Annotated in this window: 14 protein-coding genes; 10 read left to right on the forward strand and 4 right to left on the reverse strand. The window is 64.3% G+C overall.

Going from position 1 to position 15,583, the window contains the following annotated elements; all coding sequences use genetic code 11:
- The coding region (locus WEA77_RS11445) for a peptidoglycan DD-metalloendopeptidase family protein (protein ID WP_368068017.1) at positions 1–1,081 on the reverse strand (1,081 nt) is incomplete at its 3' end.
- A gap of 172 nt (positions 1,082–1,253) precedes the next feature.
- Here WEA77_RS11445 and WEA77_RS11450 point away from each other — a divergent pair.
- The 9 genes from WEA77_RS11450 to WEA77_RS11490 all read left to right on the forward strand — a co-directional run bounded on the left by WEA77_RS11450 (position 1,254) and on the right by WEA77_RS11490 (position 9,906).
- Positions 1,254–4,625: a YdbH domain-containing protein gene (locus WEA77_RS11450; protein WP_368068018.1), complete on the forward strand. Its 3,372-nt coding sequence runs from the start codon at positions 1,254–1,256 to the stop codon at positions 4,623–4,625.
- Positions 4,626–4,700: 75 nt separating this feature from the next.
- On the forward strand, positions 4,701–4,892 hold the full coding sequence (locus WEA77_RS11455; protein ID WP_368068019.1) for a YnbE family lipoprotein: 192 nt from the start codon (positions 4,701–4,703) through the stop codon (positions 4,890–4,892).
- A gap of 23 nt (positions 4,893–4,915) precedes the next feature.
- Positions 4,916–5,263, forward strand: a complete 348-nt coding sequence (locus WEA77_RS11460; protein ID WP_368068020.1) for a YdbL family protein — start codon at positions 4,916–4,918, stop codon at positions 5,261–5,263.
- A gap of 79 nt (positions 5,264–5,342) precedes the next feature.
- Complete coding sequence (locus WEA77_RS11465) at positions 5,343–5,576, forward strand: hypothetical protein (protein WP_368068021.1); 234 nt, start codon at positions 5,343–5,345, stop codon at positions 5,574–5,576.
- Positions 5,577–5,658: 82 nt separating this feature from the next.
- Positions 5,659–6,336, forward strand: coding sequence for a histidine phosphotransferase family protein (locus WEA77_RS11470; protein WP_368068022.1), 678 nt, complete (start codon positions 5,659–5,661; stop codon positions 6,334–6,336).
- Positions 6,337–6,429: 93 nt separating this feature from the next.
- On the forward strand, positions 6,430–6,795 hold the full coding sequence (locus WEA77_RS11475) for a response regulator (protein WP_368068023.1): 366 nt from the start codon (positions 6,430–6,432) through the stop codon (positions 6,793–6,795).
- A gap of 70 nt (positions 6,796–6,865) precedes the next feature.
- Positions 6,866–7,708 (forward strand): protein-glutamate O-methyltransferase CheR, encoded by an 843-nt coding sequence (locus WEA77_RS11480; protein WP_368068024.1) that lies wholly within the window; start codon positions 6,866–6,868, stop codon positions 7,706–7,708.
- An 87-nt stretch (positions 7,709–7,795) separates the two neighbouring features.
- A complete protein-coding gene (mnmA, locus tag WEA77_RS11485; protein WP_368068025.1) occupies positions 7,796–8,980 on the forward strand; it encodes a tRNA 2-thiouridine(34) synthase MnmA in 1,185 nt (394 codons plus the stop codon).
- 728 nt (positions 8,981–9,708) lie between these two features.
- Entirely contained in the window at positions 9,709–9,906 is a 198-nt protein-coding gene (locus tag WEA77_RS11490; RefSeq protein ID WP_368068026.1) for a hypothetical protein, read from the forward strand.
- Between the two features lie 3 nt (positions 9,907–9,909).
- Here the strand turns inward: WEA77_RS11490 and WEA77_RS11495 are convergent, their stop codons facing one another.
- The 3 genes from WEA77_RS11495 to carB form a co-directional block, all read right to left on the reverse strand.
- Entirely contained in the window at positions 9,910–10,983 is a 1,074-nt protein-coding gene (locus tag WEA77_RS11495; protein ID WP_368068027.1) for a mitochondrial fission ELM1 family protein, read from the reverse strand.
- Positions 10,984–10,994: 11 nt separating this feature from the next.
- Positions 10,995–11,468 carry a transcription elongation factor GreA gene (gene greA, locus WEA77_RS11500; RefSeq protein WP_368068028.1) on the reverse strand — a complete coding sequence of 158 codons (474 nt, stop codon included), beginning with the start codon at positions 11,466–11,468 and terminating at the stop codon, positions 10,995–10,997.
- Between the two features lie 71 nt (positions 11,469–11,539).
- The gene (gene carB, locus WEA77_RS11505; protein ID WP_368068029.1) at positions 11,540–14,818 is read right to left on the reverse strand and encodes a carbamoyl-phosphate synthase large subunit; all 3,279 of its coding nucleotides are present in this window, start codon (positions 14,816–14,818) and stop codon (positions 11,540–11,542) included.
- 209 nt (positions 14,819–15,027) lie between these two features.
- On the opposite strand from carB, the gene WEA77_RS11510 reads away from it, so the two are divergent.
- Positions 15,028–15,583: hypothetical protein (locus tag WEA77_RS11510; protein ID WP_368068030.1), on the forward strand; the 556-nt coding region annotated here is incomplete at its 3' end.

Here is a 15,583-nt window from a genome sequence, read left to right on the forward strand (position 1 = left end):
CCGTCTCATAGCCGCGCGGATGCTGGATGCGGATATAGTTACCATAACCGCCGTTGCGGCTGGCGCGTTCCACCGTGCCATTGCCGGCGGCGTAGATCGGTGTGCCGGTGGGGGCGGCAAAGTCCGTGCCCTTGTGCAGGCGGGTGTATCCGGAGATCGGATGCTTGCGGGTGCCGAAGTTCGAGGAGATGCGCGCGCCGTTGATCGGCGTCTTCATCAGGAACTTTGTGGCGCTCTCGCCGTTTTCATCGAAGTAGTCTGAGACGCCATCATCGGAGGGCGAAAAGCGGTAGAAACCGCGCTTCAGCGCCTTGCCGTTGAGCGCGGCATAGAGCACCTCGCCATTGCGGACGCGGTTGCCGCGTTCATCATAGGCGGTCTCGAACAGGATCTCGAACCGGTCGCCGGGATGGATTTCCCGCTGGAAGTCGATGTCATAGGCAAAGGCGCTGGCGAAATCGGCAACCTGTTGATCTTCCGCGCCCAGGGCGAGGGCGGCGGCATAGATCGAGGTTTCAATTTCGGCTTCGACGCGCAGATGGCCCGGTGTAAGCTTGGCGTAGAGGGGCGTGGCAGACCAGGTATCGGCGGCGGTGCGGGTGATCAGCAGACTGCTGTCAAAACCGGCGCGCACGGAAACGGCTTTCAACTCGCCCTTGTCGAACCAGGCTTCGGCCTGCGTCTTTCCTGGCAGAAGGCGACGGCTGTCGAGCACGTCCGTGCCGGTCAGCACATGCAGCGCGGCGCCGGCTTCGCGGGGCTCGGCGCCGAGCCGGGTCAGCAGGCCGGTGAGGGTTTCGTTGCGCTCAAGGCGGCCTTCGGCCCGCTCCAGCGGTTCGGCGTCCACCACGTCCCAGGCGGTGACGAGGCGCGCGGCGAGCGGGACGGGAATGACAGCGTCGGCGGTCTGGGTCAGCGGACCCGGCGTGCGGCCGGCCATGACGATACCGGCAAGGGCAGACGCACTGCCGAAGACGCCCAGCACAATCAGGCTTTTCACCCCCTGCGACAGACCAGATTTCGGCCAGCTGGGGGTTTCAGGCGCCGCGGGGGCGGGTTTCGCAGACTCGTGTGGAAGCAAGGATCGGTTTCCTGTCATTCTGGCGCCCCCAGGCCCTGGAGCTGGCACGTCCTCTGCACGAACCCATCGTCTCGTTTCCCGCTTAAGGATTCAAGAACTTGAGCCGCAAGACTTAGGTGCCAAGTTAGGACTTTATGTCGTAGGAAAAGCAAGAAGCAAGCCGGTCGGACCAGTGACGCCTGATGAAGCCCCTGAGCAGTCCCTGCCTGCGGAGCCTGCGAAGCGGCGCCGGGGAAGCCGTGTCTGGTATGTTTTTGGCGGCTTTGTCTTTGTTTTTCTGGGCGGATCGCTGCTTCTCTGGTTCGTTCGCAAACCCGTTGCCGAGCAGGCTTTGACCGCCTGGTGCGCCGAACGCGACCTTGAGTGTGACGCAAAATTCACCGAACTCGACACCTCTGGCATCACCGTTTCGGCGGTGAAGGTCTCTTCCGGCACGGCGGTGCCCGCCGAAGCATCCCAAGTGCGGGCCGATATCCGCTGGACCGGACTGTTCACCCCGCAGGTCACGGGCGTTACGGTTAACGGGCTTTCACTGCGCGGGACGCTGGACGCAGACGGCGTCCGGTTCGGGGGTCTCGAACGCCTTGTCCAGACCGGCGGGGGGGGCGGCAAGGCCCCGCCCGTGGCAATCCACGGCGCCCGCATCCTGCTCGACACGCCAGCGGGTCAGACCAGCGCAACGCTGAACGTCTCCGGCACGCTGCCGGGCGACGGAAGGCTGACGCTGCGGCTGGACCCCGGCGAACTCGCCAATGGCCTCGCCCGGGCGGACCTGCGCGAAGGGCGCCTTGATGTGCGCGCTGTCGGCGGCGCCATCGACGCCGAGCTTGGACTTGTGGTGCGGGAAGCCGCGACGTCCGAAATCGGCCTCGAAGATTTTGACCTGCTCGCCCGCGCGCAGTTCCATGAGGAAGCCGGCTACCCCGCCTCGCTCGAATGGTCATTGCGCGCCGGGCGGATTGCTTCGCCGGACCTGCGCGCCACGGACATGCGCACCAGTGGACGCACGCAATTCGCCGCGATGCCGGGAGCCACCCTGGTCGAGGTAATGAACGAATTGACCTCGGCGCTGTTCGAGGTGGAGGCCTCCAGCCTCACCCTGCGCGGTTACACATTTGATGCGGCGTCCATCAAAGGCGAACTGGCGGGCCGTGACGGCGACGTATCCGGTCCGCTGATCGCCTCGACCGGCATGGTCACCGGCCCGGCAGGTTCGGCGACCGGAGTGTCGCTGGCCGGCGAGATGGGACGGCGCGAGACAGGTGCGGCCGCGTTCGACGGCAAGGTTTCCATCAGCCGCGCCGCGCTCGACGATGACCTCCGGGCGCAGGCCGGCGCCGCGTTCAGCCTGCCGGGTGCGCTGTCCGGGCATGCCGGACAACTCCGCCTCGCGCTGGACCGCGCCCTCTCCGTGTTTGACGCCGAAACCGGCATATCGCTGCAGACCGACGGCGCGGGCTTCGCGCTGCAGGCCATCGGCGACGGCGTCCTCAAGGCTGCGTCCGGGCTCAACCTGACGCTCGCGCCGAATGCGTCCGGCCATTGGCTCTCGGTGAAGAAGGACACTGTCACGGCGCAGGGCCGCATCACGCTCGCGGGCGGCGGGGCGCCTTCGGTCGCCATGGATGTGCAGCGCTTCACGCGCCAGCCCCAGGCTGTCACGCTCGAGGCGAATGCTTTCACCCTGTCCAGATGGTCTGTGGGCGGACGTGTTCTGGCGGCGAAACTAAAGGATATCCAGCTGGACAGCCGGCCTGAGAAACTGGTCCTTGCTGGCGCGGGCGAGCTGTCCTTCGCCGGAGATGCGGGCGGCGTGACCCTTGCGCCGACGCGGATCACCGGCGGGCTGGACGCGGCGCGCGATGCGAGCGGCTGGCGGGTGCAATCTTCCGGCGCGCCGTGTCTTGAAGTGAATACCGGCGGACTGACACTTGGCGCCATCACGCTGTTGCCGGCCGAACTGGGTCTCTGCCCGGCAAACGGGCGTTTCATGCGGCAGGGAGCAGTGCCTGGTGGATCGGCGCTGCTCGGCGCGCTGAGCCTGCCTTTCACAATGGAGTCCGGCACGGGTGTTCTCGAACTGGACGCCGCCGCCATCGACTGGAGCGCAAGCGGCGGATTTGCGCTCACCGTGCGCGCCCGCGATCTGGGCCTGCCGCTGAAACTGGGCGAACGTACACTGACGATCAATGGCGATGCGCCGCGCATCGACATCACGACCGGCAAGGGGCCGGCGCAGATTTCGGCGCGCCTTGGCAAGACGGTGTTCGGCGGCACAATGATTCCAGCAAACGTCTCGGCGGAGTCGTTCGCATTTGACGGCGTCAGCGCGGCGTCCGGTGTGGATGGCAAGGTTGCCGGTACCGGCGTGCTGATCACCGATCTCAACCTGGCAGACCCGCTCTACAAGCCGGTCGCGGCGCAGTTTTCCGGCACGCTGGGCGACAATCGCCTGCGGCTCGCCGGCCCCCTCGAGCTACAGGCAACCGGCACACGGCTCGCCGATGCGGTGGTTGATCTCAACGTTGTCAAGCTGGACGGGACCGCATCGGTCGTCTCGCGCCCGTTGGTGTTCCGCAACAAAGGCCTGCAGCCGGACATGATCTCCGGACGTCTCACCGGTCTCTTTACCGACGCTGTTGGCAGCGTCTCCAGCAATGCGCGGTTCACGATTCTGGGCGGCTCGATTGCCGGCAAGGCGGATATGCGGGTGCAGGATTTCGGCTTCCAGACGACACGGCTTGGCCGCGTCACGGGCATCAACGGGAATGTGAACTTCGCCGATCTGATGGGCCTGAAGACGGCGCCGGGCCAGGTGCTCAACGTGGCGAGCGTCAATCCCGGTATTCCGCTCTCGGACGGTCAGGTCATTTTTGAGCTGCGCGAAGGCGCCATCCTGCATCTTGACACAGTCACCTTCCCGTTCGGCGGTGGTGAGCTCGCCATCGCGCCGTTTGACTGGGCACTGGACGGCGGGTTGCAGGACCAGTCGGTGGCGGTCGCGGTGCAAGGAATAGATCTTGGCCAGCTCATCGAGATCCTCAAGCTTCCAGACACCAAGGCGGCCGGGACCGTCAGCGGCGTGTTCCCGATCGTGTTCACGGACAACCGTGTCCAGATCAAGGACGCACGCCTGAAGGCCGATGATCCCGGCGGGCGCCTCTCCTATACCGGCGGCGCAGTGGATGCGGCGGCGGGTCAGGACCGGAATGCAAGTCTTGCTTTTGACGCGCTGCGCGACCTTAAATTCGAAGTGCTGGAAGTCGGTATCAATGGCGACCTGGCCGGCGACCTGCGCGCCGATCTTCTGCTGATCGGCGAGAACATTAATCCACTGCCGATGGGCAACCGCCTGACGCTTCCGGCGGGGCAGGCCTTCGAGTTCGCCATCGGGTTCGACCTGCCGCTGGGTACGCTGATCGAGAACCGCCTCGGCCTGATCAGCCAGCAGGACCTGATCGACGCGACGCTCGAACTCCTGAACGAGGACAAGGTCCGCCACGGGCAGGTTCCGGCCAGCCCGGTCAAGCCGCCACCTGAATGACGGGCAACACCCCGGTCGATTGACGTTAATGCTGCCCGTGTCATTGTCGGGGCGTGGTATCAGGAGTTTGCCGTCATGGCCTATCAAAGACTACTGCTTGTCGCGGCCAGCGCCGTAACCCTTGCAGCCTGCACGCCAACCGTGCGGATTGAGCCGTCCGACAAGCCGATCAAAATCGATCTCAACGTGAAGATCGACCAGACTGTGCGGATTCAGCTCGACCGCGAGGTTGAAGACCTGATCGCCAGCAACCCAGACCTGTTCTAGCCGCGAAGCCGAGGAGACATTCAATGACTGCCCTTCGCACACTCTTGATCTCGATCAGCCTTGTCCTGGCTGCCTTTGCCTTTGCCCCGCCGGCAGCGGCGGGTGACCCCGTTATCGATGCGGCCATCGCCTCCGGCACGGTGGGAGAGCGTATTGACGGCTATCTCGGCGTGGTCGGCTCGGCCGACGCTGCCGTGACCCGCAAGGTCCAGGACATCAACAACCGCCGCCGCGCTGTCTATGAGCAGACGGCCCGGGACAATAACACGACCGTGCAGATCGTCGCGCAACTCGCCGGCGAGAAGCAGATCGCCAAGCTGCAGCCCGGCCAGTTCTACATGGACGAATCCGGCCGCTGGCAGAGCAAGTAGGCCCGGGCCTGCCGCGACAAACGGAAACAGCTACATCCCGCCGATTTCATAAATCGGCGGGATGTTCTATTCGGGGTGAATGTCAGGGCGCACAATCTTCTGGATCGTCGGATCCCTCGTGCTCCTCGGCGCGCTCCTCTGGGGCGCAACGTTCTTCTGGGAAGGCCTCGGCAGCGGCGTCAGCGGCCATGGCTGGTTCGCCTATATCCTCGGCGGCGTCCTGACGCTCGGCCTGTCCGGCGCGCTTTTTGCGCTCAGCTTCTACAGCGCCCGCCACGGACATGACGATATTGACCCGCCTGCAGGCGGCTAAGCAGGCCCCGCGCGGCCGCACCATTACGGTCCTGTCACGCACGCTTGATTGACACACCGGGCGGAGCACCCGATTCTAGCGCATGGCTGGATCCAAAGACGGGCTGAAACCAATGAACCTCGACCCTGCGCGTTTCGCGGCGTTTATCGCTGCGCGTATCTGTCACGACATTGTCTCGCCGGCGGCCACGATGTCGCTCTCGCTGGAGATGCTCGACAGTCCCGGAAGCCCTGAAGAAAAGGCGCACAGCGAGCGCATCCTGCGCGAAGGCGCGCAGGGGGTTGCCGCGACGCTTCAGTTCCTGCGGTACGCCTTCGGCTCGATGGGCCTGCAGCCGGGCACGGCCGACGCGCACCAGTTCAAGAAGCTGACGGATGACTATGTCCGCTTCCAGAAGCCCAGTATCGAATGGGACCTGTCCACCACGGAGCTCGGCTACGGCCATGCCCGCCTGATCATGAACCTCGTGCTGGTGGGCCTGACGGCCACCGTGCGCGGCGGGGTCATCCATATCCGCGTTCGGGAGGAGGGGGGCGTCAAGAATGTCGTCCTCACCTGCAAGGGCGACCGGGTGGTGCTGAAGGAGGACGTGGCCAAGGCGCTGGCGGGCGACGAGCCTGAAGCTGGCTGGCGGCCGGAGAACATCCAGCCGCTCTTCGCGAAAATAACGTGTGACCAGCTTGGTGGCACCATGCACGCCAAAACAACGTCGGATGGCATCGTTTTCATGGCCACAGGCCTGCGCCAGCAGACCCCCTGAGGTCAGGCGTAAACGTTTTGGTCAGGGTTTGTTAACACCTCTGAGGCACCCATCAGCGGTGTATAGCAGCTTTTCTGAGCGGATTTTCGCCCCATGAAGACGTGCCTCATCGTGGACGACTCCCGGGTTGTCCGGAAGGTGGCGTCCCGGATTGTCCGCGATCTCGGCTTCACCGTGACCGAAGCATCGGAAGGCGCCGAGGCGCTGCGGATGTGCCGGGAAGCGATGCCGGACGCCGTGATGCTCGACTGGAACATGCCGGTGATGAACGGAATCGACTTCGTGAAAGCCCTGCGCCGGGAAGACGGCGGCAAGGCGCCAAAGGTGGTATTCTGCTCGGTCGAGAACAACGCCGAACATATCCGGGAAGCCTTGGGATGCGGCGCCGACGAGTTCATCATGAAGCCGTTCGATGCCGACATCCTGGAGAGCAAATTCGCGGAAGCCGGCCTTATCTGAAACCTTTCTTAACGTAGGGCGGCCTAACGGTAACGTCTGAGGCTCCAGAAGCCTTCCGTCGGAGCGGCGCATGCAGGACACCATCTTCAACGCCCTTGCAGACCTGGCCCTGAATGCTTCGGGCCAGTTGATCCCTGCATCCAAAGCCTATCTGATCGAAGCCCGCCTCGCCGCCATTGCCCGGCGTGAAGGCTTCGGCACGCTTGAAGACCTCGTGCATTGCCTGGAGTCGCGCCAGAACCCTGTGTTCCGGGCAGAGGTCGCCGCAGCGCTCCTGTCGCGCGATACCTGGTTCTTCCGCGAGTACGGCTCGCTCGAGACACTGGTACGCGCCATGCTGGCGGAGCGCATTGCCGCCTCGCCCGCAGGCGGCATCCGCATCTGGTGTGCTGGGGGCAGCACCGGGCAGGAGGCGCTGTCGCTGGCCCTGCTGCTGGAAGACGAGACGCCCGCTGGCCTTGCCGGCGCCAAGGTCGAAATACTCTCCACCGATCTCTGCAAGCAGGCCATCGAGAAAGGCCGCTCCGGCATTTTCGGTCATTACGAAGTCCAGCGCGGGCTCTCCATCCAGCGCTTGCTGAAACACTTCACGCGGCTCGATTCCAGCGACTGGCAGGCCTCCGAAGCGCTGCGCACACGCGTCAGCTTCCGCGTCCAAAACCTGCTGGAGCCGGCCGGCGGCCTCGGCAAATTCGAGATCGTCCTGTGCCGGAATGTGATGTCCGGCATGGCCCGCTCGGCGCGCGTCCGCGTCGCTGAGAGCCTCGCTAACCAGCTCGGCCCCGGCGGGCTGATTGTGCTTGGCGAAGGCGAAAGCCTCTACGGCCTCACCGACCGCCTCGAACCCGCCGGCGACGTCCGCTGCGGCTGGGTCGCGGCGGGGACCGCGAACGCCAAGGCCAGCGCGGCCTGATACCGCCCCTCGCGTTTGCGAGGCTTTTGACCTATATCCGCGCCAATAGCAGCTGCTCCGGGCCTTGAACCCGGTGGGAGTAACGAGATGACGACGCCTGATACGACGTGGCCGGACGGCCGCCTGAACTCGCTTGGGTTTGCCAAGCCTCCCCACCAGACACGGGTTGTCGCGGCCATGTCCGGCGGCGTGGATTCGTCTGTGGTTGCCGCGATGCTGAAGGCTGAAGGCTATGATGTCATCGGCATTACGCTGCAGCTGTATGATCATGGCGCTGCCATCGAGAAGAAGGGCGCCTGTTGTGCCGGACAGGACATCCACGATGCGCGCAATGTGTCCGACCAGATCGCCATTCCGCACTATGTGCTGGATTACGAGAGCCGCTTCCGCGAGCAGGTGATGGAGGATTTTGCAGACACTTACCTTGCGGGCTCGACGCCGATCCCGTGCATCCGGTGCAATCAGACGGTCAAATTCTCTGACCTCTTGCGCACCGCGAAGGAGCTCGGTGCCGATTGCCTCGCGACCGGCCACTATATCCGCCGCGCGGACGGGCCCTACGGTCCGGAACTTCACCGTGCCCGCGATGCGAGCCGCGACCAGTCCTACTTCCTTTTCGCCACCACGCGGGCGCAACTGGACTATATCCGCTTCCCGCTTGGTGATCTTGCCAAGACGGAGGTTCGCGAACTCGCAGAAAAGTTTGCCCTTCCGGTCGCCGCCAAGCCGGACAGCCAGGATATCTGTTTCGTGCCCGAAGGCTCCTACGCCAAAGTCGTCGAGAAGCTGCGCCCGGGTTCGGGCCGCGCCGGCGAGATACAGCATATCGATGGCCGGGTGCTCGGCGAGCATGAAGGCGTGATCAACTATACTATCGGCCAGCGCCGGGGTCTCGGCGTTGCCACGGGCGAGGCGTTGTTCGTGGTCAAGATCGATGCGCCGAAGCGGCGCGTGCTGGTCGGCCCGCGCGAGGCGTTGATGACCCGCGGCCTTCTTCTGGAAGAACTCAACTGGCTGGGCCAGGGCAGCCTTGAAGCGGCGGCCCGCGACGGCGCGCGCGTGCTCGTCCGGGTGCGCTCCACCCGCCCACCGGTGCCCGGCCGTCTCGGCTATGAGGACGGCCAGCCTGCGGTGTTCTTCGATGCGCCGGAAGAGGGCGTTGCGCGCGGCCAGGCCGCGGTGCTCTACGACCCGGAAGGCTCCACCCGCATCCTCGGCGGCGGCTTCATCGCGCGCGCATTACCAGCCGATGCGCGGGTTGGCGCCATCTGAGGCGGGGCCTGCGCCGGGCAAATAAGTTCCTCAAATCCAGTTGACGATTGAGCGGCTCACAGTAGCGTCCATGCACGACCGGGGGTCACCTATGGGTTTGAAATCTCACCTCTCCGAGTTCCTGCTGAAGAAAGCAGATGCGCATTATGTGCCTGTGCTGGATGTTGGATTCGTACCCAGCCTGCCCTCCCGAATTCTTGACTCTGACGAACCGCACCCGGAAAGCACGCCCCTGCCGTCCAGCCCGGACGCCGAGGGCCAGACCTTCGTGATCTGCTATGTCAACGCGAAGGCGGCCCAGAGCACACGGCGCCTCACGGTGCACGCGCTGAAGCGCACGTCCGAGGCACGGGTGCTCTTGTTCGCGCGATGCGCCGAAACCAGGGAGGTCATGAGTTTCCGGGCTGACCGGATCAAGTACTGCATGGACGTCACCGGCGAAATCTACGAGCCGCCGGCAATGTTCCTGGTCGGGATTTTTGGCCTTGGTCCCTCGGATGCCGAACTGCTCGCTGCGGAAACGGCAGGCCGGGGCATCACCTGGTCGCCGAAGGACGAGGCCTGCTGCGTCCTGCGCCAGCAGCTGCGCAACGAACTCATCCTGCTGACCGCCGTGGCGGATCCGGACGGCCGCGTATCGCCCGTCGAGCCCGAGGCGATTCCTCGCCTGTGCGCGCAGGCGGTCCGACCTTCTCGGTATCCATCTCGACGAAGCCCGCACGTAAAAGTTGCAGGGCTTCATCCGCCGCCTGCGTCCGACAGAGGACCAGATCAACGCCGCCATCGACGAAATCTCGGCCCGGCCGGCGAAGGCGCAGATGGATATGGTGCTTGCCTGTTCGGAAGTGATGCTGGCCGATGGCGCGGCGCATACCGAAGAGATCGAGCTGCTGGAGAAGGTCCGGGCCGATCTCGCGCGCGGTTAAGCGTCAGCTCATCCAGTCCGGCGCTGCAACGCCGGCGCTGAAAGCGGGCGCCGGATATCGCTCCAGAAGTTTTTCGACGATCAGGTCGGCTACCCGATCGGCCTCACGCAGGGGTTCATACGTCCACTGATCAAGTGTGCCAGTGAAGCGCCGCGCCGCGCCGCGCGCGATCAGGCTTGCGTGCAGCCGGTCGAACTTTTCCGCCTTGCCTTCGAGCGGCGCGATATGCAACGGCAGGCCGTGCCAGGCCGCTTCGGACAGCATATTGGCGCTGTCTTCGGTGACGATCGCAGCCGTCGAAAACATCAGCCAGGCGAGATAGGGGTTCGGCCCGTCCTGCGCGCCGGACCAGAACTGGGCGCCTGTCTCGTCTGCCATCTTCCGGAACTGCGCGATGATGTCGAGCGGCGTGCGGCGCGAGGTTGTCAGGCGCAGGCGCCAGCCCTGTGCGGCGAGGATGCGCAGCTGCGTTTCCAGCCGGGCGGCGGCTTCGGACGTGAACTTATGGACCTTTGAATGCCCGCCGAGGACGACAACGACACTCGGCCGCGTTTCATCCGCCAACGGCGCAAAAGCCTGTCCGGCCTCTTCCAGCATCTCGCCGCCGAAATGCGCGGGCGAGCCGACGGTCGAGACGACGTTCGCGCCGGACCGGCCATCATGCTCGGGCACGACCAGCAGGTCAAAACTCGACGCGTCGATGTGCGGATCGAGGATCTGTACGGTGAAGGTCTTTCCGTCCGACCGTTCACGGACGAGTTTGGTGAAAGCGGCGGAGCGGCGGCCGGCGGCGATCCACAGCGTCGGCCAGGGCGGCGCGATGAGCTTGCGCTGCGGCGCGGGGAGGGCGCTGAGGGAGGCGGGCCACTTGTCTGGCGAGAACCAGCTCCACGGCGCCCGCGGCGTCAGCACCATCGGCTCGGCGCGGTGGGCTTCGCCCATGATGTGCGCAATCTGCACCCAGCGCGACGTCTCGCCGAGCGCCTGGACCAGCGCACGCACCTGCGAGGCGTTGCCGGCGCGGCCATCGGAAACCGACCAGACGGAAGGTCCGAGCGTCCTCATGGGTGCCCCCATGGCGCGTATCCTTACTTGTAAACGACCTTGGCGACTTCGTAGGCGCGCGCGCCCGAAGGTGCGGCGACTTCGGCTTCATCGCCTTCTTCCTTGCCGATCATGGCGCGTGCGAGCGGCGAGGTCACGGAAATCTTGCCCTCTTTCACGTTCGCCTCGTCTTCACCGACAATCTTATAGGTGAACTTTTCTTCAGAATCGACATCCATAATGGTGACGGTTGCTCCGAAGCGGATTTTCTTGCCGCCGAGCTTGCTGATATCGATGATGTCAGCGCGCGCGAGCTTGTCATCGAGCTCGCTGATGCGGCCCTCGATGAAGCTCTGCTTCTCCTTTGCGGCATGGTATTCCGCATTCTCCGACAGGTCGCCGTGCGAGCGTGCCTCGGAAATGGCCGCGATGATGCTGGGCCGCTCAACGGACTTCAGCACTTTGAGTTCAGCCTGAAGGGCAGCATGGCCTTCGGCGGTCATCGGAATGCGTTCCATCGTGAGATTCCCTCATCTTGCGCGGCTTAAAAGCGTGGTTTCAAAAAGCAATCGCGTCAAGTGGGGCCAGCTCAGGTGCTTTGCAAGGCGCGGACGCTGATTTCCTGTGTTTTCATGCTGGCGATGGCCTGAACTGCGGCAATCGAGGCGGCCAGGGTTGTGAAATAAGGGATTTTGCGTGCCACGGCGGTACGCCGGATGGATGCGGAATCAGACAGGGACGCTGCCCCTTCGGTCGTGTTGAACATCAACTGGACATCGCCGTTGATCATGGCGTCCACGATGTGCGGCTGGCCTTCCAGGACCTTGTTGACCCGCTTGATCGGTATGCCTTTCGCTTCCAGGTGCGCGGCGGTGCCGCTGGTGGCGAGGATTGTGAACCCCATCTCGACCAGGTTGCGGGCCGCTTCCACGGCGCCCGGCTTATCATTGTCGCGCACCGAGATGAAGACCGAACCTTCGGCGGGCAGGCGGATGCCGCCGCCGAGCTGGCTCTTGAGGAAGGCCATGCCGAAATCATCGTCCCAGCCCATCACTTCGCCGGTCGAGCGCATCTCGGGGCCGAGTTGCGGGTCAACGCCGGGGAAGCGCGCGAAGGGGAAGACGGCTTCCTTGATGGCGATGCGGCGGGGGTTCGCCTGGCGCAGGTCAAAGTCCGTCAGCGGACGGCCAGCCATGACCTTGGCAGCGATGGCGGCGATCGGCGCACCGACAGCCTTGGCCACGAAGGGCACCGTGCGGCTGGCGCGGGGGTTGGCTTCGAGGACGTAGATTTCCTCGCCCTTCACCGCGAACTGGATATTGATCAGGCCCTTCACATTGAGCGCACGCGCGAGTGCAATCGTTTGCTTGGCGAGTCGGCCCTGAAGGGCGGGCGAAAGCGTGAAGGGCGGCAGCGCGCAGGCCGAGTCGCCCGAATGCACGCCGGCTTCCTCTATGTGTTCCATGATGCCGGCCACGTGCACATCGTGTCCATCGCAGATCGCGTCGACATCAACTTCGATGGCGTCCGACAGATAGCGGTCGATGAACAGCGACTGGTCGCCTGACACTTTCAACGCTTCGGCCGCGAACTTGCGCAGGTCCTCGTCGTTGCGGGCGATCTCCATGGCACGGCCGCCGAGCACAAAGGAGGGGCGCAGCATGACCGGATAGCCGATCTCGTTGGCCCTCACTTGCGCTTCGGCAACGCTGCGCGCTGTGCGTGAGGGGGCTTGTTGAATGTTCAACTCGTCGAGCAGACGCGCGAACTGCTCGCGGTCTTCTGCAAGGTTGATCGAGGCGGGCGTCGTGCCCAGGATCGGCACCTTCTCGTCGAACAGCGGGCCGGCGAGTTTCAGCGGTGTCTGCCCGCCGAACTGGACGATCAGTCCAAGGAGTTCCCCGGAGGATTGCTCGACATGCACGATCTCGAGCACATGCTCAATGGTCAGCGGTTCGAAGTAAAGGCGGTCGGACGTATCATAGTCAGTGGACACCGTTTCCGGGTTGCAGTTGACCATGATCGACTCGATGCCCAGGTCCGACATTGCAAAGGCGGCGTGGCAGCAGCAATAGTCGAACTCGATGCCCTGGCCGATGCGGTTGGGGCCGCCGCCGAGGATCATCGCCTTCTTGCGCGCCGAGGGCAGAGCCTCGCACTCTGGCGCGCCCTGTCCGAAGGCGGCATGTTCGTAGGTCGAATAAAGGTAGGGCGTCTTGGCAGCGAACTCTGCCGCACACGTATCAATCCGCTTGTAGACCGGGCGCACGTTCATCGAATGGCGCAGGCCCCGTACCCAGCCCTCGGCTTGTCCCGTGAGTTCGCCGAGGCGTTTGTCGGAGAAGCCCTTGGCTTTCAGTTCGATCAGCTCATGCGCCGTGCGCGGCAGGCCGCTCGCCCGGATCTCGCCTTCGGTCATCACGATTTCCTCGATCTGGCGCAGGAACCAGGGGTCAAATGACGTCACACTGTTCACGTCTTCGACCGTGAGACCCATGCGGAAAGCTTCAGCGATCACGCGCAGACGGTCCGGGGACTGAATACCCAGCGCCTGGCGCAGGGCAGACACGCTCTCGAAAGGCATCTCGTTGAGGCCAGACAGCCCCGTCTCCAGCGAGCAAAGTGCTTTCTGGAGGCTTTCCTGGAAGCTGCGGCCGATGGCCATGGCTTCGCCGACGGATTTCATCGCGGTTGTCAGCACGGGCTCGGCGCCCTTGTACTTCTCGAAGGCAAAGCGCGGGATCTTGGTGACGACATAATCAATCGTCGGCTCGAACGAGGCCGGCGTGACGCCCGTGATGTCGTTCGAGAGTTCGTCGAGCGTATAGCCGACGGCGAGTTTCGCGGCGACCTTGGCAATCGGGAAGCCAGTGGCCTTCGAGGCGAGCGCCGAGGAGCGCGAGACGCGCGGGTTCATCTCGATGACAACGAGGCGGCCATCCACCGGGTTTACAGCGAACTGCACGTTCGAGCCGCCGGTCTCCACGCCGATCTCGCGCAGCACCGCGATCGAGGCGTTGCGCATCACCTGATACTCTTTATCGGTCAGCGTCAGCGCCGGCGCCACCGTGATCGAGTCGCCGGTATGCACGCCCATCGGATCGATGTTCTCGATTGAGCAGATGATGATGCAATTGTCCGCCGTGTCGCGGACGACTTCCATCTCGAACTCCTTCCAGCCGACGAGGCTTTCATCGACGAGGATCTGCGCTGTGGGGGAGGCGGCAAGACCGGAACGGCAGATTTCTTCGTATTCCTCGACATTGTATGCGATGCCGCCGCCGGTGCCGCCGAGGGTGAATGCCGGGCGGATGACGGCGGGCAGGCCGACAACGTCGATTGCGTCCATCGCTGCCTTCAGGCCAGAGATGCGGTCATAGCGCTTTGGCTTGCCGGGCTCCGACGGCAATTCCGGTGAAGCGACAATGGCGGCGCGCGGATTCTCGAGGCCTATGCGGTCCATGGCTTCGCGGAAGAGCTTTCGGTCCTCGGCCATCTCGATGGCTTCGGCCTTGGCGCCGATCAGCTCGACCCCGTGTTTCTTCAGGATGCCAGAATGGTGCAGGTCCAGCGCACAGTTCAGGGCCGTCTGGCCGCCCATGGTGGGCAGCAGCGCGTCCGGCTTCTCGATGGCGATGATCTTCTCGACGATCTCCGGCAGGATCGGCTCGATATAGGTCGCGTCCGCCAGGTCCGGATCGGTCATGATCGTCGCTGGATTGGAGTTCACGAGGATGACGCGGTAGCCCTCGGCCTTCAGCGCCTTCACCGCCTGCACGCCCGAATAGTCGAACTCGCAGGCCTGACCGATGATGATCGGGCCGGCGCCGATTATGAGGATCGAGGAGATATCTGTGCGCTTGGGCATGGGGACTCTCCTGAGGGGGCGGGCAAACGGCTGCCCTATAGCGGGGAGTCGGGGCGGGGGGCAAGCGCTGCGGTGTTCTGAAGCGCCCCTGCCGCGGCGAAACACTGGGGCACCCGAACGCTGCACTCTGCAAGAGGCCAGACCCACTGCGGCAAAACAAAGTTGGCCGGTGGCGCAAACCTGCCTAACGATTTGAAAAGGGAGGAAACGTGCCGCTGATCACCCGCCTTGCCGGACTCGCCGCTGCCGCCCTTGCAATCGCGGCGCCAGCTGCCCTTGCAGACGATTGCGACGCAGTGACCGTGCCGCGTGCGGTGACGCTGCTCCAGCAGGTGACCCAGCCGGGCGTCAGCTTCGCCGAACAGATGGCGCTGATGGACAGCTATGTGGAAAGCTGTCCGGATCACGCCTGGATCAACGCGCTTGGCGGCGAACTGGACGTCATGGTCTTCAGGACCCTGCGCGCCAGCAATGGAGGCGTCGTCAATCAGGAAGCGTTCAATTTCCTTGGCCGCGCTTTCCAGCGCTCGAACAAGTTCCAGGAGGGCCCGGACGAAGGCCGCAAATCACGGTATCACATCTTCGGCGTGAACAGCGGGACACATCTCGACTATTCCTTGGCCTCTGACAGCCGCAGGGCGATAGTCGAAGCGCTCGTGCAACTCGCCCTGGCGGGTACTGTGCATCCCTATCTGAAGCCTGTGGCGCCAGTGGAATACAAAGGCTGGCTGGGGCCGGACGCCCAGACGGTCAGCTACAAGGTCT

It is taken from the genome of Hyphomonas sp., from assembly GCF_040882205.1.
Taxonomy (GTDB): Bacteria; Pseudomonadota; Alphaproteobacteria; order Caulobacterales; family Hyphomonadaceae; genus Hyphomonas.

Bases quoted from the DNA above. Each gene is read 5' to 3' on its own strand.
- greA (WP_368068028.1), bottom strand. From the start codon at position 11,468: ATGGAACGCATTCCGATGACCGCCGAAGGCCATGCTGCCCTTCAGGCT.
- WEA77_RS11475 (WP_368068023.1), top strand. From the start codon at position 6,430: ATGAAGACGTGCCTCATCGTGGACGACTCCCGGGTTGTCCGGAAGGTG.
- WEA77_RS11455 (WP_368068019.1), top strand. From the start codon at position 4,701: ATGGCCTATCAAAGACTACTGCTTGTCGCGGCCAGCGCCGTAACCCTT.
- WEA77_RS11495 (WP_368068027.1), bottom strand. From the start codon at position 10,983: ATGGGGGCACCCATGAGGACGCTCGGACCTTCCGTCTGGTCGGTTTCC.
- WEA77_RS11460 (WP_368068020.1), top strand. From the start codon at position 4,916: ATGACTGCCCTTCGCACACTCTTGATCTCGATCAGCCTTGTCCTGGCT.
- WEA77_RS11465 (WP_368068021.1), top strand. From the start codon at position 5,343: ATGTCAGGGCGCACAATCTTCTGGATCGTCGGATCCCTCGTGCTCCTC.
- mnmA (WP_368068025.1), top strand. From the start codon at position 7,796: ATGACGACGCCTGATACGACGTGGCCGGACGGCCGCCTGAACTCGCTT.
- carB (WP_368068029.1), bottom strand. From the start codon at position 14,818: ATGCCCAAGCGCACAGATATCTCCTCGATCCTCATAATCGGCGCCGGC.
- WEA77_RS11470 (WP_368068022.1), top strand. From the start codon at position 5,659: ATGGCTGGATCCAAAGACGGGCTGAAACCAATGAACCTCGACCCTGCG.
- WEA77_RS11480 (WP_368068024.1), top strand. From the start codon at position 6,866: ATGCAGGACACCATCTTCAACGCCCTTGCAGACCTGGCCCTGAATGCT.